Source organism: Haliscomenobacter sp. (genome assembly GCF_965225875.1).
Taxonomy (GTDB): Bacteria; Bacteroidota; Bacteroidia; order Chitinophagales; family Saprospiraceae; genus Haliscomenobacter.
Map to the genome: position 1 here is coordinate 522,669 of NZ_CBDDBS010000002.1, position 21,477 is coordinate 544,145.

The 21,477-nt window shown below is 47.1% G+C and carries 14 protein-coding genes; 6 read left to right on the forward strand and 8 right to left on the reverse strand.

The features are described 5' to 3' along the window. Positions 1-126 precede the first annotated feature (126 nt). From ACO08K_RS05020 to ACO08K_RS05035, 4 genes are all read left to right on the forward strand, one after another. Complete coding sequence (locus ACO08K_RS05020; RefSeq protein WP_421795306.1) at positions 127-942, forward strand: T9SS type A sorting domain-containing protein; 816 nt, start codon at positions 127-129, stop codon at positions 940-942. Positions 943-952: 10 nt separating this feature from the next. Next, positions 953-1,675: a hypothetical protein gene (locus tag ACO08K_RS05025; RefSeq protein WP_421795307.1), complete on the forward strand. Its 723-nt coding sequence runs from the start codon at positions 953-955 to the stop codon at positions 1,673-1,675. Between the two features lie 82 nt (positions 1,676-1,757). Further along, positions 1,758-2,729 carry an OmpA family protein gene (locus ACO08K_RS05030; RefSeq protein ID WP_421795308.1) on the forward strand — a complete coding sequence of 324 codons (972 nt, stop codon included), beginning with the start codon at positions 1,758-1,760 and terminating at the stop codon, positions 2,727-2,729. Between the two features lie 252 nt (positions 2,730-2,981). Beyond that, positions 2,982-3,488 carry a hypothetical protein gene (locus tag ACO08K_RS05035; protein WP_421795309.1) on the forward strand — a complete coding sequence of 169 codons (507 nt, stop codon included), beginning with the start codon at positions 2,982-2,984 and terminating at the stop codon, positions 3,486-3,488. 337 nt (positions 3,489-3,825) lie between these two features. Here the strand turns inward: ACO08K_RS05035 and ACO08K_RS05040 are convergent, their stop codons facing one another. The 7 genes from ACO08K_RS05040 to ACO08K_RS05070 all read right to left on the reverse strand — a co-directional run bounded on the left by ACO08K_RS05040 (position 3,826) and on the right by ACO08K_RS05070 (position 13,460). Continuing rightward, positions 3,826-4,275, reverse strand: a complete 450-nt coding sequence (locus ACO08K_RS05040) for a hypothetical protein (RefSeq protein WP_421795310.1) — start codon at positions 4,273-4,275, stop codon at positions 3,826-3,828. 275 nt (positions 4,276-4,550) lie between these two features. After that, on the reverse strand, positions 4,551-5,540 hold the full coding sequence (locus tag ACO08K_RS05045; RefSeq protein WP_421795311.1) for a cation diffusion facilitator family transporter: 990 nt from the start codon (positions 5,538-5,540) through the stop codon (positions 4,551-4,553). 67 nt (positions 5,541-5,607) lie between these two features. Then, a complete protein-coding gene (locus ACO08K_RS05050) occupies positions 5,608-6,678 on the reverse strand; it encodes a DUF4249 domain-containing protein (RefSeq protein WP_421795312.1) in 1,071 nt (356 codons plus the stop codon). 53 nt (positions 6,679-6,731) lie between these two features. Continuing rightward, on the reverse strand, positions 6,732-7,799 hold the full coding sequence (locus ACO08K_RS05055; RefSeq protein ID WP_421795313.1) for a DUF4249 domain-containing protein: 1,068 nt from the start codon (positions 7,797-7,799) through the stop codon (positions 6,732-6,734). Positions 7,800-7,856: 57 nt separating this feature from the next. Next, the gene (locus ACO08K_RS05060) at positions 7,857-8,939 is read right to left on the reverse strand and encodes a DUF4249 domain-containing protein (protein ID WP_421795314.1); all 1,083 of its coding nucleotides are present in this window, start codon (positions 8,937-8,939) and stop codon (positions 7,857-7,859) included. 27 nt (positions 8,940-8,966) lie between these two features. Next, positions 8,967-11,714 carry a TonB-dependent receptor gene (locus ACO08K_RS05065; RefSeq protein ID WP_421795315.1) on the reverse strand — a complete coding sequence of 916 codons (2,748 nt, stop codon included), beginning with the start codon at positions 11,712-11,714 and terminating at the stop codon, positions 8,967-8,969. A gap of 3 nt (positions 11,715-11,717) precedes the next feature. After that, a complete protein-coding gene (locus ACO08K_RS05070; protein WP_421795316.1) occupies positions 11,718-13,460 on the reverse strand; it encodes a TrkH family potassium uptake protein in 1,743 nt (580 codons plus the stop codon). 496 nt (positions 13,461-13,956) lie between these two features. Here ACO08K_RS05070 and ACO08K_RS05075 point away from each other — a divergent pair, with 496 nt between their 5' ends. After that, positions 13,957-17,586 carry a M12 family metallo-peptidase gene (locus ACO08K_RS05075; protein WP_421795317.1) on the forward strand — a complete coding sequence of 1,210 codons (3,630 nt, stop codon included), beginning with the start codon at positions 13,957-13,959 and terminating at the stop codon, positions 17,584-17,586. 110 nt (positions 17,587-17,696) lie between these two features. Here the strand turns inward: ACO08K_RS05075 and ACO08K_RS05080 are convergent, their stop codons facing one another. After that, positions 17,697-18,683 carry an aldo/keto reductase gene (locus tag ACO08K_RS05080; protein ID WP_421798288.1) on the reverse strand — a complete coding sequence of 329 codons (987 nt, stop codon included), beginning with the start codon at positions 18,681-18,683 and terminating at the stop codon, positions 17,697-17,699. Positions 18,684-18,787: 104 nt separating this feature from the next. Here ACO08K_RS05080 and ACO08K_RS05085 point away from each other — a divergent pair, with 104 nt between their 5' ends. Continuing rightward, positions 18,788-21,031, forward strand: coding sequence for a glycosyl hydrolase family 95 catalytic domain-containing protein (locus tag ACO08K_RS05085; RefSeq protein ID WP_421795318.1), 2,244 nt, complete (start codon positions 18,788-18,790; stop codon positions 21,029-21,031). The last annotated feature ends 446 nt before the right edge of the window (positions 21,032-21,477 follow it).

The window sequence follows — 21,477 nt, forward strand, 5'->3', positions numbered from 1 at the left end:
AAATCAAGCACTTGGTCGTTGCCTTGCATTCTTGCAGAAAAAATTGCCGATTCTACCCGAAATGATTATTTTGCATGCGGTCATTTCAGTTCAAGTGCAATTGCACGTTGAACCTAAACTGGTGTTATGAAAAATTTTATACTTTCTATCCTGACGCTGTGCTGCTTGGGCACTGCGCTCATGGCCCAACAAACCGTTGCTTGTAAGCCCGACGCTACTTTGCCAGATACTGCAGTGGGTGTCATTCCCCTACCCTATTCCGCAACCAACCCTAAGGGTGGCATTTCTGACACTGCCTGTTTGAATACTTTCTACGATTTTGTATTCACCCTGGCCATCCCCAAATCAATTACGCTGAGTGGATTAACCCTCTCCATAAATAGTGTATCCATTGCTACCTCTGGAGCAGTGAAAAATCTACCGAGTGGCTTATCCTATACCTGCAATCCACCCAATTGTGTATTCAAGTCTGGGGAAAAAGGTTGTATCCTCATTGCTGGCACGCCCAACAATGCCATTAATCTGGGGCAAAATGACCTTAAAATCGACGGACTGGTCAATTCTTTTTTACCCGTTCCCGTGACCTTTCCCAGTGATCAATTCGCTGCGGGCAACTACTACCTGTATGTGCGGCCCCAAGGTTCCAAGGCTTGTTTGACCTCATCTACCAAGGAGCTTTCCGCCACTAAACTGCGCATGGGCAATGTACCCAATCCATTCACAGGTTCAACCCAAATTGAAGTGGAAGCCGAAATCCGGGGACAATTTGATTTCCGGGTTTACGACCTAACGGGCAGAATCATCTCCCGCCGCCCCGTACAAATTACCCAAGGCATCAACCGCATTCCATTTGAAGCCAATAACCTGGCTCCAGGCTTGTATGTGTTTACCTTGACGGATGGCTTGAATACCATTTCACGAAAAATGGTCGTTGGCCGTTAAACCCTTAGGCATGAAACTGGAAGCCGCTCTTTGGCAAAGGAGTTACCTCTATTTTGTCCTGTTTTTTCTATTGGCCATTTTTGGCTTTTGGTTGACCTATTTTACCCGGATTTTTGAGCAGGAAAGTTACCGCATGCACGTGCATGGGCTGGCATTGATCCTGTGGTGCCTGATGCTGATCGTACAACCTTATTTGATCCGCACCAAAAAGAACCGCCTGCACAAAAGCATTGGCAAAATTTCTTATCTGTTGGTGCCCTTGATGCTCGTCAGCACCGTCGATTTGTTGAAGTTCAAAATTGGCAAAAACTCGGCATTGGACAGCATGGATTACCATTTTATCGCCCTGGTGATCAATGCCTTGGTTGCTTTTGTGCTTTTTTATGGGCTGGCCATTTATTACCGCAAACAAACTACGGTACACGCTCGATTCATGGTGTGTACGGCCTTCCCGATGGTTACGCCGATTACGGATCGGATCATCCACATTCATTTTCCCAGTCTGCTGGCCTATTTTCCCCAAATTGAAGGAAACCCGATTGCACCCGTTTTTGGTTTTGCCCTGGCGGATCTGATTTTGCTGGGATTGAGCATTTGGGATTGGCGCTCGCATCGGCGCTGGAATGTTTTCCCCTTGGCCTTGGTGGTTTTGCTGGCTTACCATTATTCGGTGCTGAATTTCCATCAATTTGCTTTTTGGCAATCCTTTTGCAATTGGTTTTTCAAATTATAGACTATTGACTGGTCTGTAACTTTTTGGGCAAAGCGGATTATACTGGTGACACAACAAACTGATCACCAAGTAATTTCCAGCCATGACCCACAAGTTAATCCTGCCCTCTTTGCTCATTTGTACAAGTTTATTCAGCCTCGCCGCTCAACGAGCCGATGACCTTGGCCGTACTACTCCTTTTTTGGTTGGGTTTAAAGGCAGCATTTACGACTTCCGGGTTGCCACAGATGGAAAAGGCTTCATTGAGGCGAAAAAAATGCGCTACAACCCGGAAATCGAACAAACCCAACCCATTGGTTATGTTTATGCGCAAAAATTATTCATTACCGAACGATTACTGGACATGCCTTTTCCCGGAGTTCCAAAAGGGAAAGAAGTGTTTGCCATCATTTACACTGGCCGTTTTGAGGTAAAACATAGCGGTCTATACGAATTTTTGCTGCAAAGTGACGATGGTTCACGCCTCTGGATCGACTCTACTGAGGTCATTGACCGTGATGGCCTAAGGCAGTTCCGGGAAATCAAGCAGGGTAAAGTTCAATTAAGCGCTGGTTTTCACCAAATCAAGGTTTGGTATTTCCAAGGCTTCCCCAACCGCATGGGTTTGGTCTTGATGTACAAAAAAGCTGAAGAAAAAGCCTTCCAACCCTTTGATTTTAAACCCATGGAGGACGAGGCCAAACAATACATGCAAATGGAGGGTGAAACGATGAAAATCCGTTTTGCAGAAAAATTTTCCTTCGAAACGGGTGAATTCGCCCTCAAACCCGAAGCCGATTCCATCCTGTCCAACGTCATCCGCATCCTCAACTATAACCCCAACCTCAAGTGCCGCATTGAAGGACATACGGACAATGTGGGCAGCGCCAAAGACAATCAAGTGCTGGCCCAAAACCGGGCGGAGGCAGTGGCCACGGCGCTGAAAGCACGAGGTTTACCGGAATCAGTAAAAATTTCGGTGCAGGGTTTTGGATTGAGTAAGCCCATTGCGCCGAATACGACTGACGCGGGTCGGGCGCAAAATCGGCGGGTAGATGTGGTGATGGAGTGGTGAGGAGCATTTTTTTCGCCACAAAGACACAAAGACACAAGGACACAAAGTGCCGTTAATCCCACTAATTTTAAATTTAGCGTCTTTGAGCCTTTGTGTCTTTGTGGCAAAAAAATTATTGTTCTTCATCGCCGCAGGCGAGGTGCTAAATTTTGAAAAGTTTTCATTACTTTAGGAACATTACCTCTGGAAACAAACACAAGAAGCTACCAAACAGTGAACCCAATTGATTCTTAATTCGTAAAAACCAGTCCAATGAAAAACACCTTTTGCACCCTGTTGCTCTGCACATTCGTATTGGCCTGCCAACCAACGGCACCAAAACTTGACTTCGAAAAAGAAAAAGCCGCCATTCAAGCCGTCATCGCCAAAGAAACCGAATCCTACTACAAACAGGATTTTGAAGCCTGGAAAAGCACCTACCTCGAATCTCCCGCGTTCCGCAAATACGGCTACTGGGAGGGTTTTCCTGAAAAAGTGACCTTCAACAATGGTTTTGAATCCCTGAAAAACGAAAAAAAATCTCAATTCGAAGCCGATGCTACCATTTGGAAAGGCTCAAGCGAAGAACGAGCCAATGAAAATTTCCGGATTTCGCCGGAGATGGCCTGGTATACTTTTGAGCAGTTTTCCTATGAGAAGGGTACGCGAAAATTGCTAGGCAAATCACTAGAAACAAGGGTATTGGAGAAAGTGGATGGGGAGTGGAAAATTGCGTATTTGGGGTATCATTATTTTCCGGATACCTTGGCAACCAAATGAAAAGGCGTCATAATTTTTTCATTTCAAATACAAGTGGCCACAGCTATTTTGTGTACTTAGGATGTCCTTGAAACATTCGTCATCCTGAATTTCTTAAAGCATTACAAAAGCGGCATTTTTTTACCACAAAGGAAAAAAAGAGGGCACAAAGGACACAAAGTTAGACGTAGACGACGCTTCGCTTGGTGTACTTTGTGTTTCTTTGTGCTTTCTTTGTGATAAAAAAATGTCGCTTTGGGTTTATTTTGAAAATTCAGGATGGCTCATGCTCCAGGGAGGCCCTAAATATTCCCAGGCCGTTTTGACATTGAGGGAAGCGACTTTGCAGCAAATGTTTTTATTGTCGTACTCCGGTAGTTAGCACAGTTTGACCGTCGGGGTACTGAACATTTGCATCGTTTTCTGCTGTAATAAAAAAGCCGGTGGGCTTAAAGGTTGCCACAGTTTTCAGGGAACTTGTAAGCGCTTTGGAAAGCATACTACTCGATGTTTTCAACTGTCCAATGTTTTTGCTCCCGTTCTGTTCTGTTTCCATCCACACAATGTAGGTTTCTTTTGCGGGGCTAAGCCTTTTTGACTCTGCCAAATTCTTTACATCTAAATCAATGTTGTAGTTGCTGTTTTTGTCTTTCTTCACCTTCACCAAACCTTCCGCAGCTGGAACGATCGATGATATTGAAAAGACATATTTGGTCGTATCGCACGATTGCAACACTACAATGGCAAACAATGTCGTAAAGGCAGCATACACATTTATGCCGGGCCTTTTTGATTGTATGAAGTTCATTATACACTATGGTTGGTACCTACACAAGGTCAATGTATTTATGCCCCAAGGTGTTACACAAATTCGGATTTTAGTTACATTATTCACACTTTTAATCCGAGGCTCAAGCTGCCAAAACACAACTAATGTTTTGTCCTCTCGAAAAAATGGGTCCAGTTGGGTGCTCTTAGATATTTGGCATTGGTGGGAAGTTTTTGCGGTAAATACAGGGGTTATTTACCGCAAATTTGCGGGGATTAATTTATTTTTTCACACCGCACATGGGGAGTGAATACCTACACCCCATGCCTCTCATTCACCACCACATTCTCCATTTTCCACTCCACCTGCTTCTCAAAAGCATGCTTCCGATACGCACAATCCTCCTTCATACACAGCGGGCAGGAGATGGGTGTACAAGGGTCAATGTGGATGAACAGCTCCACGGGGTTTTCCCGGTTGTCGTTGGCCAGTCGGGAGAAGGCATCCACTTCGTGGTGTGCTTCGCGGGTAGTGAAGTACCAGGGCACCGTCATGTGGCAATCGATGTGTAAGTGGGCCCCGTATTTGATCACGCGAAGGTTGTGGATGTCGATCCAGTGGGGCGAGCGATGCGCCTGGAGTTGCTCCACAATTTCGGCTACCAGAGCCGTATCCGTTTCATCCATAATGCCCGCCATCGCCGAGCGCACCAGGCCATAACCCGTGTAGATGATCAGCAGCGCAAACAAGATGGCAATCACACTATCCAATACATACCAGCCCGTGGCCCATACCAGGCCCAAACCGATGATCAGCCCCAGCGAGGACCAGGCGTCGCTTTGCAGGTGTTTGCCGCTGGCGACCATGATGGTGGACTCCACCTTGCGGCCTCTCCTTTCCAGATAAATGCCCATCATATAATTGAAGCCACCCGTCACTACGGTTAAGATTACCCCGATGTCCAGGGCGCCGATGGGTTGGGGAAATTGCAGGTTATAAATGGCCTTGCCAATGATGGAAATACCCGCCAAAAAGATCAGTGCCCCTTCAAAACCGGCAGATACAAACTCAATTTTGCCATGCCCGTAGGGATGATTGTGGTCGCGAGGTTGTGCCGCAATGACCAGGCTGTATAAGGCAAATGCTCCAGCTACCACGTTGATGATGCTTTCCAGTGCGTCCGACAGGATGGCATTGGAATTGGTAAACCACCAGGCGATGAATTTGATGGCCATCAGGGCGATGCCCAAAATAAGGGCCCAGAGCTGCATTTGGTAATTGCTCCGGGAGTTGGTTTGTGACATGTATTTCCTAATTGCGGGGCGACAAAAAATGAACACTTAATTTTCGCCCCAATACTGAGCCACAAAACTACCAGAATTTGGGCACATTTTCCGAAGCACCTTTGATTCTGGTACAATCAGCACATTCAGGATGGAAACCAAAGGTAGCCCTCCAAGCCGGATTGGTGAAATCACGCCGACAAGGATCATCGATGGAATACCGAAAAATGTTGCGTTCGGTGGCGGTGTAGGCCGTATCTACCGCAGCCACTTCAAAATAGCCCAAGATGCGCTCTTTGGGGTTGTTTACGTTGTAAATATTGCCCCGAACCGTCGCCGGAGGCACGTCAAAAATGGTACCTTGAGGATTCCCGACCAGGTTGATGTCGTTCCAATAATCATAAGCTCGCTCCGAAATCCGATACTGCACCACGGCAAAAGCATTCCGTTCAAAAAACCGAACATCCGCCTCCACTCTGGCCACTTCCTGTTGGCGCAAGGTGAAAGCATCCTTACGTTTGGTGCCAAAAATCCGGATGGTATTGGGCTCGGGATCTTCAGTGATGTAACAGATCGGAAAATCGGGATACAGCAAATAATTGCTAAATAAAGCGCCAAAATCAATGGACGTCCTGCGCCATACCCGCGATACCTCCCAACGCAAATAAACACCATCCTGATTGGCAGGAATTTTTACATCAGCAAATACCTGGAAGGTTTGATCATATGAGCGCTCCTCTACTTCAAGCCCCGGATAAGCCCGGTCCAGCTGAACCGGAGTTGGCATCACTTCTACATCCGAACGATAATGCTCACCACCAGGGAGGGTCACATCCAATTGGTACTGTTCGCCAGCTACCGCTCGAAACAATGTGTCTTTCAATAGATAGGTTCCAGCTTCCAGTGCTACAAATGGGTACTTGTTGGCCTTGGAATCCTGGATGAACAAGGTTGCTCCGCCGATTGGGGCACTGTCTACTTGTCGTTCGAAAGGGTTGGTCCGGGTCACCCGAAACAAGTGTTTGCCCGGCTGGTCAGACAAAGTTCCAAAAATGACCACTTGGTCTTCTTGCTGGCCCAACTCAAAATTAATTTCCTTGATGCATGCGCTGCACAGCAACAATACCAGCAAACAAGCACAATTTTTAGCCTTAGTCATCTTTTTTCATTGAGGGTGAGGAAATTCAGTTTTCTATCAAAACCATCCCTAACTCACCAAAATTTAGGTACTTTGGTAGAATGCCCTTTGATGTTTACACAAAATGCACACTCGGGGTTATAGCCATAGGTTGCTTCCCAGGCTGGTTTAGTGTAATCAACCATGCAAGGATTGTTGATGGTGTAGCGAAAAATGCCACGGTCGGTATACGTATAAGCTGAATCAACCGAGGCTAGCTCAAAGTAGCCCAAAATGCGTTCTTTGGGGTTGTCAACCTTGTAGATATTGCCTCGAATGGTAGCGGGTGGCACATCAAAAATCGTTCCTTGGGGATTACCCACCAGGTTTATGTTTTTCCAGTACTCATGGGTCTTGGAGGAAATGCGGTATTGGGTTACTTCAAACGCATTGCGTTCAAAAAACTTTTCGTCGGCTTCAATCCGGGCTACTTCTTGCTGACGCAAGGAGAAGGCATCCTGCCGTTTCGATCCGAAAAGCCGTACTGCATTGGGCTCCGGGTCCAGGGTCATGTAACAAACTACCGGTGGTTTAAACCTGAAATAATCTTGAAAAAGGGTGGCAAAATCAATGGAAGTGCGCCGCCATACCCGGGATACTTCCCAGCGCAGGTATACGCCATTGGGATCAGCAGGAATTTTGACATCAGCAAAAATTTGTAAGGATTGGTCAAATCCCTTTACCACTATCCCCGGGTAAACGCTGTCCACCCGCACCGGAGCAGGCATGGTTTCCACATCCGAGCGGTATTGTTCACCATCTGGAAGCGTCACATCCAAATGGTATTGTTCGCCTGCCACCGCCCGAAACAGGGTGTCTTTCAGCATATAAGTTCCTGCTTCAAGTGCCACGAAAGGGTACTTATTGGCCTTGGAATCCTGGATAAACAAGGTTGCCCCGCTGATTGGGGCACTGTCCACTTGCCGTTCAAAGGGGTTGGTCCGCGTCACCCGAAACAAGTGTCTACCAGGCTGATCGGATAAGGTTCCAAATACCACGAGCAAATCTTCCTGCTGGCCCAATTCAAAATTGAGTTCTTTGATGCAGCCACTGCACAACAAAGCCAATAACAACCAAGTGTATTTTTTTAGCTTCCTCATCATGCTTTTATTAGCAAATGCACGGCTAACCGTTTTTTTGAATTCAATTAAAATTAAGATTTACCAAAATTTGGGCACTTCTAAAGAATACCCTTTAATGTTGATACAATAAGCACATTCGGGGTCAAAATAATAAGTCGGCGCCCATTCAAATTTGGTAAAATCGCGCCGACAAGGGTCAGCAATATAGTTGGGAAACAACCAGGCGTCGCTAAAGGTATAAGCTGTATCTACGGCTGCCACTTCAAAATAGCCTAGAATATGCTCAGCAGGTTTGTCTACCTGATAAATGTTGCCGCGGATGGTGGCTGGGGGCACATCAAAAATGCTGCCACTCAAGTTGCCCAAAAGATTGATTTTACGCCAATATTCGTGCGCTCGCTCCGAAATGCGGTACTGGGTCACGACAAAGGCATTGCGCTCAAAAAACTTGTAGTCCGTTTCAACTCTGGCCACCACTTCCCGGCGCAAAGCAAAAGCATCCCGACGTTTTGACCCAAAAATACGCACCGCGTTGAGTTCAGGGTCTTCGGTCATGTAACACACATCTGGAGGCCCGAACCTGGAATAATCCTGAAACAGTGTCGCCAAATCAACCGAGGTGCGCCGCCAGATCCGCGTTACCTCCCAACGTAGGAAAACCCCCTGCGGGTCGGCAGGAATGTTTACGTCGCTATATACCAGCAAAGTTTGGTCGTTATCCTTTTCTTCAACACCTGGGTAAGCTTTAACCGTTTTGACGGGGGCGGGCATCATTTCAGGGTCGGAACGAAACTGTTCCCCACCTGGCAAAGTCGCTTCCAATTGATAAGTTTCTCCCGTTTTAGCCCGAAATAAAGTATCTCGAAGCATATAGGTGCCAGGCTCTTGTTCCACCAATTGGTACTTTTGACCCTGGCCATCACTTATCCAAAGTTTGGCTCCGCTGATTGGTTCACTATCTACTTGTTTTTCAAAAGCATTGGTGCGGGTTACCCGAAAAAGATGTTTGCCGGGCTGGTCAGACAAAGTCCCAAAAATGACCACCAAATTTTCCTGCTTGCCCAATTCGAAATTGAGTTCTTTGATGCAGCCACCACAAAGCAAACACAGCAGTAAACTAAGACCACTCAATTGGGAAAAGGAATGTGTTAACCACTTCATACCATTGTGCTTTTGTTGGCCAAAGGCTTAAAAAGTAAAATTGTACGAAACTGCCGGAATTGCCGCACCTACCACTGCCAACTGATAGGCCGAAGGGCGACCTACTTCATTCCGGCGGAAAAAGATGGAAAAAGGATTGGCCCGACCGTAAACATTGTAAATCGATGCAGTAAAACTACCCCGGATTCCTTTGAGCCGCGTTTGCCGATTGTCCACTGTCCAGGCGATGTCCAGGCGATGGTAATCCGGAATGCGGAACTGGTTGCGATCCGAAAAATTGGCAAAAGCCGCATTGCCCAAACGATAACTCGATACCGGAATGGAGATGGGGCGGCCCGTGCTGTAAGTAAAATTAAAGGTGAAGCTGTTGGTTGGATTGAGCTGTAGGCGGCTGATCAGGTTGACCTGGTGGGGTTTGTCAAAATTAGCAGGGAACCAACGTCCGGCGTTGACCGTCTCTTCTGCTGAAGGCCCCACTACCCTGGCAAACGAACGTGCATAGGTATAGCTGAACCAACCGCTGAGTTTACCCTGGGTTTTGCGGATGGAAAACTCAGCCCCATAGGCCCTTCCTTTGCCAGCCAGAATTTCGGTTTCCAGGCGTTGATTCAGGATTAGTTCGGGCAAATCTTTGTATTCCAGTACATTCAAAATCGACTTGTAGTAAAATTCCACTGAGGTTTCCCATTTTTTGTCTTTGGCGTCCAAAAACCAGCCGACGGAATATTGGTCGGCAATTTGAGGTGGGATGTACAAATTGGAAGCCTGCCACACGTCCACCGGAGTAGGTGCCACTGTGTTTGAAGTCAGGTGAATGTATTGCCGCAGGCGATTGTAACTCATTTTGAAGGAGGTATTGTCGCTCACGCCCAGCTTGAGAGAAGCCCGGGGCTCCAAACCGCCGTAGGAAGTGATGACCTCGCCTTGCCCAAAAACCGCTGAATCCCGGACGCTCAAGGTTTCGCGGGGCTGCCCTTCTGCGTAGTACCAAACGGTGCGCGGCCCCAGGTTTTGGTAATAACTGTAGCGCGAGCCCAGAGAAATGGAAATGCGCTTGGAGACCGTTATTTCATCCTGCGCATACACCGCAAACTCCCGGCCATTGTCTTTGGAAACCTGCTCGGGTAAAAATACCGAAATATCGCTGAGCGGTCGCAGGGCTTCAGGTTTGGCAAAATATTGACTACCTTCTGCACCAATCCGCAAGGCATGAGCAGTACCCACCGACAGTACATTGTCAATTTTCAGTTTTACATTGTTCAGGCCATTGCGCAAAGCGAAGGCATCATTGCCTTCCGGGTCAATTTGCTCAGCTCGGTAAGCACCATAAGAAAGGTGAATTTTGGTAAAAAACCGATCCGAATGCACCCGGTTCCAGTTAGCAGCCAATTGGTAATTCTGCCAGTTGTAGCCAAAATCTTTGGCATAACGAAAATCATCGCCACTGGCAAATCCCATCAAGCGGAAAGTGTTTTTGGCATTCACCCGCCAGGTCAGTTTCAACAGGCCATCGTTGAATGCAGCTTTACTGTCCTTGATGGTGATGCTGGCGCTTTGTTGCAAGGCGGGGCCTAAATAAGACTGCCTGCCGCCAATTAAAATCGATAATTTGTCTTTTTTAATTGGGCCTTCAAAAACCATCCGGCTCGCAATGAACCCAATACTGCCCTTGCCTGACCATTTGCGCATATTGCCATCTTTCAGCTGAACGTCCAATACCGAAGACAAGCGACCGCCGTACTGCGCAGGGATATGCCCTTTGTACAAGCTGATTTGGTCCACTGCGTCGGCGTTAAAAATGGAGAAAAAACCTAAGGCGTGAGCAGAATTGAACAAGGGCGCATCGTCCTGCATGATCAGGTTTTGGTCAATATTCCCGCCTCGTACATTAAACCCGGCCACGCCCTCGCCGGCATTGGTGACCCCTGGCAGGGTTTGCAAGCTTTTGATGACGTCGGCCTCACCCATCAAGGTGGGCAGCTCGTTGAGGGATTTGGCGCTGAGGCGTTCGATGCCCATGTTGGTGCTCTGGGCTCCTTTTTCGACCGCTTGGGCCTTGATCAATACTTCATTCAATTGTTGGGGCATGCTGATCAGGCGTACCGGTAAGTCACCATCGGCGTACAAACTCACGTAATTGAGTTGTGATTGGTAGCTGATGTAGGTGATTTGCAGGGTGTATTTTCCAGGAGCCAGTTTCAGTTGAAAGTTGCCTTTTTCATCACTGACTTCACCTTGCCCCGTTTCCCGCACGAGCACGGTCGCTCCCAGGATGGGTTCGTTGCTTTCATCGTCCTTGATCTGGCCTTTGATGCTCAACTTTCCTCCAGTAGGTGCTGAACTGGCTGAGCCGAAGGTGAAACTTTTTTCGGCAATGCTGGATAAGACTGGCGCTTGCCACTCCCCTTCTTTCCATTTTTTGATCATACCTTCCACAAAAGCGCGGTTCCGTTGGTCTTCAGGCACCAGCACCATTTCATTGGGTGACCATTTGGTAAAGGTCAACAAACTGCCTTCCAGCAACTTTTTCATCACCTGATAAAAAGGTTGCCCCTTGAATTCAATGGTGATGGGATAAAAGGGTATTCTTTCGGGGATGTAATAAAACTTGACCGGATAGCGCGACTCCAGGTCGCTCAAAATCTCGGGCAAAGCGCGCTCCTGATAAGCCCCCGTAATGGAAAGGTCAAAGGCACTCGTTTGTTGAGCCTGTAACAGGTTTACAGCCAAACACAGCAAGCCACTGCACAGCAATGGCAACAAATTAAGTTTCATACATTAATTGATCAGTACCGATTCCCGTGGGTAGCGGTAATTCTTGCAATCTACATCTTTGATTAGCCCAATCAAGATAGTGATTGCGCCCACTCTTCCCACAAACATAACCACAATTAATGTGATTTTGCTAATATCGGACAGTTGGGGGGTGATGCCCAGACTTAAGCCAACCGTAGCATAGGCCGACACACATTCAAAGAGAATGGATAAAAAAGGAATATTGCCTTCAGCCTGGGCCATGACGGTAAAACCTAAACCAATCACAAACCAGGACAATACAATGATGGCAAAAGAGCGGTTGACGGAGTCCTGTGGAATTTCCCTACCCGCGTAATCGATGCGTGGTTTGTTGCGCACCACCGCGTAAATATTCATAATGGCTACCGCAAAAGTACTGGTTTTGACCCCGCCACCAGTCGACGCAGGGGAGGCTCCGATCCACATCAAAAGAATGGTTACCAGCACAATAGGCCGCGACAATTCAGTCATGTTGACCGTATTAAAACCAGCAGTACGCGGTGTAACCGAGCCAAAAAAGGAAGTCACCAATTTACCCCAAAGCGTAGGATGTTCTTTGAGTACCCCGTTCCATTCCAATGCGCCAAAAGCAAGGGTCCCGGTTATGAGCAGGATGATTGTGGTGAAGATGACCACCCGGGTATTGAGTGTAGCAATCCGCACTGCCTTGCGATAGGCTACGAGGTGTACCACAAAATGGTTGTACCAATTGAGTATGGCGTATTTGACCAGCATAAAAAGGTTAAACATGATGCTGAAGCCCAAACCTCCAATGATGATCAAAAAAGCGGTAGTCAGGTGGATGTTGTAATTGAACCGGAAAGGCGCTTCGTAAAAATTGTTGCTCAGCGTTGAAAATCCGGCGTTGCAAAAAGCAGATACGGAATGGAAGGCACAAAAAAAGACTTTATCAAAAAAGGAATCAAATTCCTGCTCGGGCAAGTTGATGTACATGAAAAAAGCGCCAATAAACTCTATACCCAGGGTGAGCAACACAATTTTCATCGCTAGCCCCAACAAACCTTCAAACTGATCGGAACTCAAAAAGTCACGGATAAAAAGCCCTTCTACATAGGAGGATTTACCTTTAAAAAAGTAAGCGAAAAAGGCCGTCAAGGTCAGCATCCCCAGGCCGCCCAGTTGAATACACACCATAATGACCGTTTGGCCCATGATTGTAAAGGTAGTCGGGGTATCCACTACCGCCAGACCCGTCACACTCACCGCGCTGGTAATGGTAAAAATGGCGTCCAACCAGGTAATCCCGGCATTGGTCGCATTTGGCAGCTTGAGAAAAATGGTGCCAAAAAAAATCACGATCATAAAGCTGCTGACAAAAATAATGGCTGGTGAAAAATTGCGCCGATACAATAGGCTGGCAATGTTTGACATACCGTAAAAGACCAAGAGCAGGATATTGATAAAAAACCAGCCTTCATTGCGGGCGACCGCCGAGCGCAGGCTTTCTCCCCAAAACAACAAATCCACCGCAATCACTGAAAAGGCGGTATACGGCAAGACCAAACGGATGAAATAAAATAGATTAAAGGGAATCTGGCCTTTGTACAAACGATAGGACTCTAAAATCGCGAAGCTGAGGGTCAGACCAAAATAGGCGTTGAAAATCAAAATCTCTTCACGACGATTTTGAACATAGCCAAAATCGTAGATCACCAGCACCAATGCCAATGAGGTCAATAGTTGTATTATGCGTCTGATCAACACTTTACCACAAGTTGTCGCTTTAATGGGGGTAAATATAAATAAAATGTAGACATGCACAAGCAAGCATTATTTTGTGGCATCCGGAAAGCAAGCCGGGGAAATTAATCAGGGATTAATTTTATTAAATTGTCTTTTCTAAATTCAATCTAACTAAACAACTTACAATCAAATATTTAATTAAATAACGCAAAAATAAGTGCAATAAAAATCGATAAAAAAACCGGGTGATCTGTCCTTTTTTCTGCGCAAAAACTGCTCTACCTTGCTGATACCTTAGATAACCTGTTTTTCAGGTTTCCTAGAACGCAAACATTTCAATGTTTTGGGGAAATCCTTGAGTTTAATTTAGGGTTTCCCCTGAACTTTTATCGATTCTCCATTCAGATTACATTTTTAGCCAAAAAGCTTCGTTTAGCTCTCATCTAACCAATATACAAACGCCTGAATTCCATTCCCTTTTGCGGTTTTATTTCCCTTATGAACAATCAAAATAACTATGCACAAGTTTACTAGTTTCCTCAGGCTGATTTCAGCTACCACGATGTACCTTTTACTTTTTACCTGTTTCCTAACCACTCCGCTCCAGGGCCAGCAAAACGGGGTCTTGGAACAGATTCGATCGGCACGTCAGAAGGGGGTGGTTTTCCGCCCTTATTCGCTTTTTAGCTATCAGGATGCGCTTGCAAATGTGCTACCTCTACGCTCAAACCTTCCCGAAGGTATAGTGCTAAAAATCGACCCAAATGCTTTAGCTGACCTGAATAAACAAGGTCCTGAAGCCCTGTCCTTGGCCTTACCCCGCGACAAAAATGGGCAAGTTTTTCAAATGGACTTGATCCGGGTTGACTTACACACTCCTGATTTCAAACTCAACACTTCTGCTGATGGGCCGATTGCTTATGAACCTGGCATTCACTATCGGGGAGTGCTGCGCAATGAAGCAAAAACCAGCGTTGCGTTGAGCTTTTTTAAAGATGAAGTAATGGGGGTGATTGGCTTTGCAGAAAGCTCGAACTGGGTCTTGGGCCGCTTGGAGGGTACCAACCTGCGTGATGCTTACACCATTTACCCCGAAGATGAACTGGATTTTGACAAGTCCTTTGATTGTGGGTCGAGTGAGGTTTCCCAGGAAATCCGGCAAACTGAAAACAAGCTGGCTGAGTTGCGGGGCGTTACTGCGGTTGATAAGACCGTGAGGGTCTATTTTGAATGTGAGTACGATCTGGTCACCGAAAAAGGTGGGGCTACCGGAGCCGCCAATTTCATCAATGGCATTTTCAATATTGTATCTTTGTTGTACCAAAACGAAGGGATTACAGTGGTCATTTCTGAAATTTTTGCCTGGACCACACCAGATGCTTATCCTACCAATTCTACCTCAAATACTTTGGTTTCTTTCCGCAGCGCCCGACCGACCTTCAATGGCGATATCGCCCATTTGGTATCGCGGGGTCAGCCAACTGGAGGGGGGATTGCCTATCGCCCCGGATTATGCAATGGTTATGGTTATGCCTATAGTTATGTAAACAGCACCTACTCGGCTTTTCCCACCTATTCCTGGACGGCCAATGTGATCACCCACGAAATGGGGCATAATTTAGGCTCGCCACATACTCACGACTGTGCCTGGAATGGCAACAACACCCCATTGGATGGTTGTGGCCCTGCCGCTGGATATTCAGGAACAGGTACTTGTGTTGCTTTGCCTGCACCTACGGCTCCATTTAAAGGTACCATCATGAGTTATTGCCACCTTTTGGGCACTATTGGCATTGATCTGAATCTGGGCTTTGGCCAACAACCTGGCGATCTTATCCGAGCTAATGTATCTGCCGCTACTTGCTTAAGCGGAGGGGGAGCCGTTTGTAGTACACCTACCACAACTCAACTTTTAGCCAATAATGTCACCGCCAATTCGGCTACTTTGGTCACCAATATCAGTGGATTGGTTGGTTATGACTGGCGCTATCGGGTGGTAGGAAGTAGCACTTGGGTCGATGTAGCCTCTTCAAGTTCCAATTCACTCAATCTTACAGGATTAACCGCTAGTAGCAATTATGAATTTCAGGGCTCGGTGCAATGTACCGCAGGTGGAGCCTGGACAAGCTGGTCCGCTTCCAAAACGTTTACCACCACTGGCCCTGTTTGTGCCACGCCCACTACTACTCAAATCTCAGCTTCAAATATTGCGTCCACTACCGCTACTTTGAATTGTAGTGTGGCAGGTGTAGTGAGTTACGACTGGCGCTATCGTTTAGCTGCAACCAGCCTTTGGACCAACCTGACCAATACCAGTGCCAACAGTGTCAACATCAGCGGCTTGGATTTGGCTAGCAATTATCAATTCCAGGTAAGTGTACAGTGTACAGCTGGGGGAGCCTGGACAGCCTGGTCGGCTTCAAAAACGTTTACAACCCTGGCAGCGCCAGCATGTGTTGCCCCAACTACAGCCCAAATCGCTGCCAGTAATTTAGGTGCCAATACAGCTACACTTGGATGTAGTGTAACGGGTATGGTAAGTTACGACTGGCGGTATCGCTTGGTCGGTAGCAGTATCTGGACAGACTTAAACAATACGACGGCGAGTAGTACCAACTTGAGCAGTTTGGTTGCTGGGAGCAACTACGAATTCCAGGTGGCGGTACAATGTACAGCTGGAGGTGCCTGGACAGCCTGGTCCGCTTCGAAAACTTTTACAACCCTGGCTGCGGCATGTAATGCACCCAGTCTTGCTCAGCTATCCACTTCCGCTGTCACCGCAGCTGCGGCTACCCTAAACTGTAGTGTAACTGGTGTAGTAAGTTATGACTGGCGGTATCGCTTGCTTGGGAGTAGCACCTGGATAGATCTGACCAATACTGGCACCAGCAGTACCAGCTTGAGTGGCTTGGTGGCATCCAGCAATTACGAGTTTCAGGTAGCAGTACAATGTACCACTGGAGGTGCGTGGAGCGCATGGTCTGTTTCCAAAACGTTTACAACATCAGCTGTCGTTTGTTCAACGCCAACGACCACTCAAATTGCGGCCACCAGCATCACTTCCAATAGTGCTACGCTCAGTTGTAGTTTGGCAGGTATGGTCAGTTATGATTGGAGGTATCGTTTGGCAGGTACCAGCCTTTGGACTGAACTGAGCAATACCAGTGCAGCTAGTGTAAACATCAGCGGCTTAAGTGCAGCCAGCAATTACCAATTTCAGGTAAGCGTCCAATGTAGCGCTGGCGGAACCTGGACAGTATGGTCGGCGTCAAAATCATTCAGCACTTTGGCCCTAGCTTGTGCTGCACCAACGACAGCTCAAATTTCAGCCAGCAATGTCAGTGCCAATTCGGCCATTTTAAATTGTACTTTGACGGGTATGGTCAGCTATGATTGGCGCTATCGGACAGTTGGCAGCAGTAGCTGGATCGACCTTGCTGCGGGAGCAACAAACTCAGCAAGTCTAAGTGCCTTGAGCATCAATACCACTTACGAATTTCAGGTGTCAGTCCAATGTACTGCCGCTGGAGCCTGGAGCGTTTGGTCCGGTTCAGGTACTTTTACCACGATTTCCCAGGCCTGTGGCCAACCTTCGCTTAGTCAAATTTCAGTCAGCAACCTGGCTGCCACTTCGGCTCAATTGAATTGTTCCGTCACGGGGGCACAAGCATATGGGTGGCAATACCGCAGGGTAGGTTCTCTGATTTGGACCAGTCCAATTAATACCACAGTGGGCAGAACAACCATTAGCGGTTTGTCGCCAGGCACACAATATGAATTTAGCGTAAGGGTCAATTGTTTGTTTTCCTTCACGGCTTGGTCGCCCGTTGCTACTTTTATTACACCAGCGGCAATGGAGGCTTCAGTGGCCGAGCCCGACCTTCCACAATTGGACCATTTACAGCTTTTCCCCAACCCTACCCGAGCTGAATTGAATGTAAATTACACCTTGAATACCGATAGTAAAGAAGTATTCATCCAGGTTTACGATTTGAGTGGGCGACAAATCCAACAGCATAATCTGGGCGCGCAAAAGGCCGGTGCTTATCAACACAAAATCCAACCCAGCATGGGCTCTGGTTTATTTTTCTTGCGGGTGAATACTGAGAAGTCCATCCTAGTGGAACGATTTAGTGTTTTGCGGTAATGCAATAACCACACTATATACGCTATTGCAAGGGGCCAGCTCTTTAAACAGAGTTGGCCTCGCCTTTTTAGACTGTTTGGGTCAGAAAACTGCTAAAAGAAATAGGGCTTTTAGTTCTTATCCAAATACTGCTCATTCTCTGCATTGTAGCGCGGCCCTACATTTGGATATTGCTTCAACAAAGCTTCCAGTGCATCCAGATCAGTTGCAGACAATTGTACGTTTACCGCTCCCGCATTGTCCAACAAGTATTGCCTGCGTTTGGTGCCTGGAATGGGGATGATGCTTTCGTCTTGCGCCAACACCCAGGCGATGGCCAATTGGGCGGGGGTGCAGGCTTTTTCCGCAGCTAGTTGAGCAAAGGCGGCGGCCAAATTCCGGTTGTTTTCGGCATATTCCTCCTGGTAACGCGGCAAGTTTTTACGAAAATCGCCATCTCCAAGGGTGCTCACATCCAGGGCATTGGTCATCAGTCCCCGAGCAAGTGGACTAAAGGGCACCAATGAGATGTTGAGTTCCCGGCAAAGAGGCAAAATATCCGCTTCGACATCCCGGGTCAACAAGGAGTATTCACTTTGTAAGGCACTGATCGGATGCACCTGATGGGCCTTACGCAGGGAATTGGGCGACGCTTCCGAAAGGCCCAAATAGCGGACCTTGCCTTCTTTCACCAGTTCCGCCATTGCACCAACCATTTCTTCCACTGGTACATTGGGGTCGATGCGGTGGGCGTAATACAAGTCAATCACCTCGGTTTGTAACCTGCGCAGACTAGCTTCAACGGCTACCCGCATCCGGGCAGGAGAGCCATCAAAACCACCAAACTTGCCTTTTTCATAGGGCAGGAAACCAAATTTTGTGGCTATAAATATTTTGTCGCGATTGGGTTTCAGTACTTTGGCTACCAATTCCTCATTTTTGCCATTGGCATAAATGTCGGCTGTATCCCAAAAATTGATGCCAATTTCAATGGCTTTTTCCAGGGTAGCAATCGACTCGGCATCGTTTGCTTCACCATATCCATGGTTCATTCCCATGCAGCCCAGGCCAATTGCAGAGAGTTGTTCGGAAGTATTCCCTAAGGTGCGGTATTTCATCGGATAGATTTTCATTCGAAGAATATTAAGACAACAAGTTGAATCATTATCTTGGTTGATCTAGTGCACAAAATTCTGGCTGACGAAGCCATAAGATCTTGTTTATGAAAAAATCAACTCGCGAACTTATCCTTTTTATTTTCCTAATCGCCTTCGGCAGCAACTTGGCGGCCCAGCCCAAAGCCCAACACAACCTACAATTCCCAGGCATGCCCACCCAATGGTACGAAGGACTCCCTTTGGGCAATGGCTGGCTGGGCGGCCTGTTGTGGCAAAAAAACGATAAAATCCGCCTCAGCCTGGATCGAGTCGACTTATGGGATGATCGCCCCATGCCTGAAATTGAAAAATTGCGCTTTGCCTGGGTAAAAGAGCAAGTCCTCAAAAACCAATATGACACGGTACAAGCTCTTGGGGATGCACCCTATGAAAAATACGCCGCCCCCACCAAAATTCCCGGCGCCGCACTGGAGTTTGATTGTCGGGCATTTGGGGGGGTCAAAAGATCCACCTTAAACATCAAAGACGCCTACGCCAATGTGGAATTCAACAATGGCGTCCAGATGAACCATTATGTACATGCGAGTGAATTGCGTGGTTTTTTCGGCTTCGAAAACCTTAGCAATACCGAACTACTGCCGGAACTGCTCATACCCAATTACAACACTGGCCAAAGGGGGGCTACGGGAAATAGTGTGGAAGGCCAAAGCCTCGAACGCCTGGGCTACGCCAAAGGCAGTCTGACCCAAAGCCCTCAATCCCTGCGTTATCACCAACCTACCTGGGAGGGGCATTATTACGAGGTGTTGGTAGAGTGGCAGTGGTACAAATCAAACATGTTGATAGGCCAATGGACGATCAGCGTGGATCAGCCCGCCGTGATGCCCCCTCTCCCACCCCAATCTGATGAACCCACTCCCTGGCCTAGCCATCAGGCCTGGTGGCAAAACTACTGGAGCAAATCCAGCGTGCAGCTACCTGATAGTTTACTCGAGAAGCAGTACTATCTGGAACTATACAAATTTGGCAGTGTGGCCCGCAACAATACTCCACCGATTTCCTTGCAAGCCATCTGGACGGCCGACAATGGCAATCTGCCCCCCTGGAAAGGAGATTACCACCACGACCTCAATACCCAGTTGAGTTACTGGCCTGGCTATACCGCCAATCACCTTGATTTGACCGCTTCTTTCACCAATTGGTTGTGGCAGGTTCGCCCTGAAAACAAACGCTGGACCCAGGCTTATTTTGGCACCGACGGACTCAATGTGCCGGGAGTAAACACTTTGAGTGGCAAACCCATGGGCGGCTGGATTCAATACTCCATGAGTCCAACTACCAGTGCATGGCTCGCTCAACACTTTTATTGGCAATGGCGCCACAGCATGGACCCCGCCTTTTTACAACAAAAAGCACGCCCCTATCTGCAAGAAGTAGCTCAATACCTAGATCAAATCACCAAAAATGAAGGCAAGGGACGCCTACTCCCCTTGAGTTCCAGCCCGGAAGTGTTCAACAACAGCATCCAAGCCTGGTTTTTGGCATTCAGCAACCACGATCTGGCTTTGGTAAAAAATGCCTTTGTCATGACTGCCCAGGTGAGTAAAGGTACAAAAGCCAAATATTGGCAACAAATCCTCCAGGAATTGCCCAATTTTGACCAAAATCAGGATGGTTTGACCATCGCCCCCAAGCTTCCCTTTGAACATACCCATCGGCATCATGCCCATTTGATGGCCATTTATCCGCTCAAGGTGCTCAATTACCAAAGAGAGACAGACCGATATTTGATCGAAAAATCGCTCGACCAATTACAAAAAGTAGGTACTCGGGAATGGACAGGCTATTCCTTCGCCTGGGCAGCTTGTTTGATGGCGCAAGCCAAACGGGGTGATGCAGCGCTCGATTTATTGCAAAAATTTGCCCGCAATTTTTGTGTAGCCAATAGTTTTCACGTCAATGGGGATCAAAAAGGTGGCCAGTATTCCAATTTTACTTATCATCCCTTTACACTGGAAGGAAATTTTGCTTTTGCGCAAGGCATCCACGAAATGTTGTTGCAATGCCACGATGGTGTGATTGAGGTATTTCCTGCCCTGCCCAAAAGTTGGGAAGACATTTCCTTTGAGTCCCTGCGGGCTGAGGGGGCGTTTTTGATTTCTGCTGTTCAAAAAGATGGAAGGTCACAGTCGATTCAGGTGCTAGCTGAGCAGGGTGGGGTTTTACAAATTAAACTGCCCCCTGGCAATTGGCAAGTTCCTGCCGGCCATGAAAAGAACCTCCAAAAAACGGAAGCGTTCTGGAGATTGCCGATGAAAAAAGGGGAAAGGGTGCTGTTTTTGCAGTAAAAACCGTAAAGTTGTTCGATTTTCATGACTCAAATATGACATAATTATTTTTCTAAAACATCTCTTTTGGGCAAAAAAGGGAAATTTAAATCAATCTAACTCATTGAATTTTAAATTTTTACAAAAAAAATAACCCAAAAAAGCAACTGATTTAATGTGTCGAAATTTCACAACTTGTCCTTTTTTTAAACCTCAAATCTCAATACATTGCATCATAGTAATAACTGAATTTCAGGAATTTACTAGAACGCTGATTATTTGTTGAGTCCGAGAAAACCTTGCTGAAAAGCCGGGTTCTCTCGGAACTTTTAAGCCCCCTTTATTGCGCTGCCTTGATGTAAAATATTGTTGATTTGTCCTTACTGGGGACAAAAATAAAGTAACTACAAATACGCTATTGTTAGGGCCAGCTTCAAACTAATCCTTGGAGCCTGGCTTTAACTTTT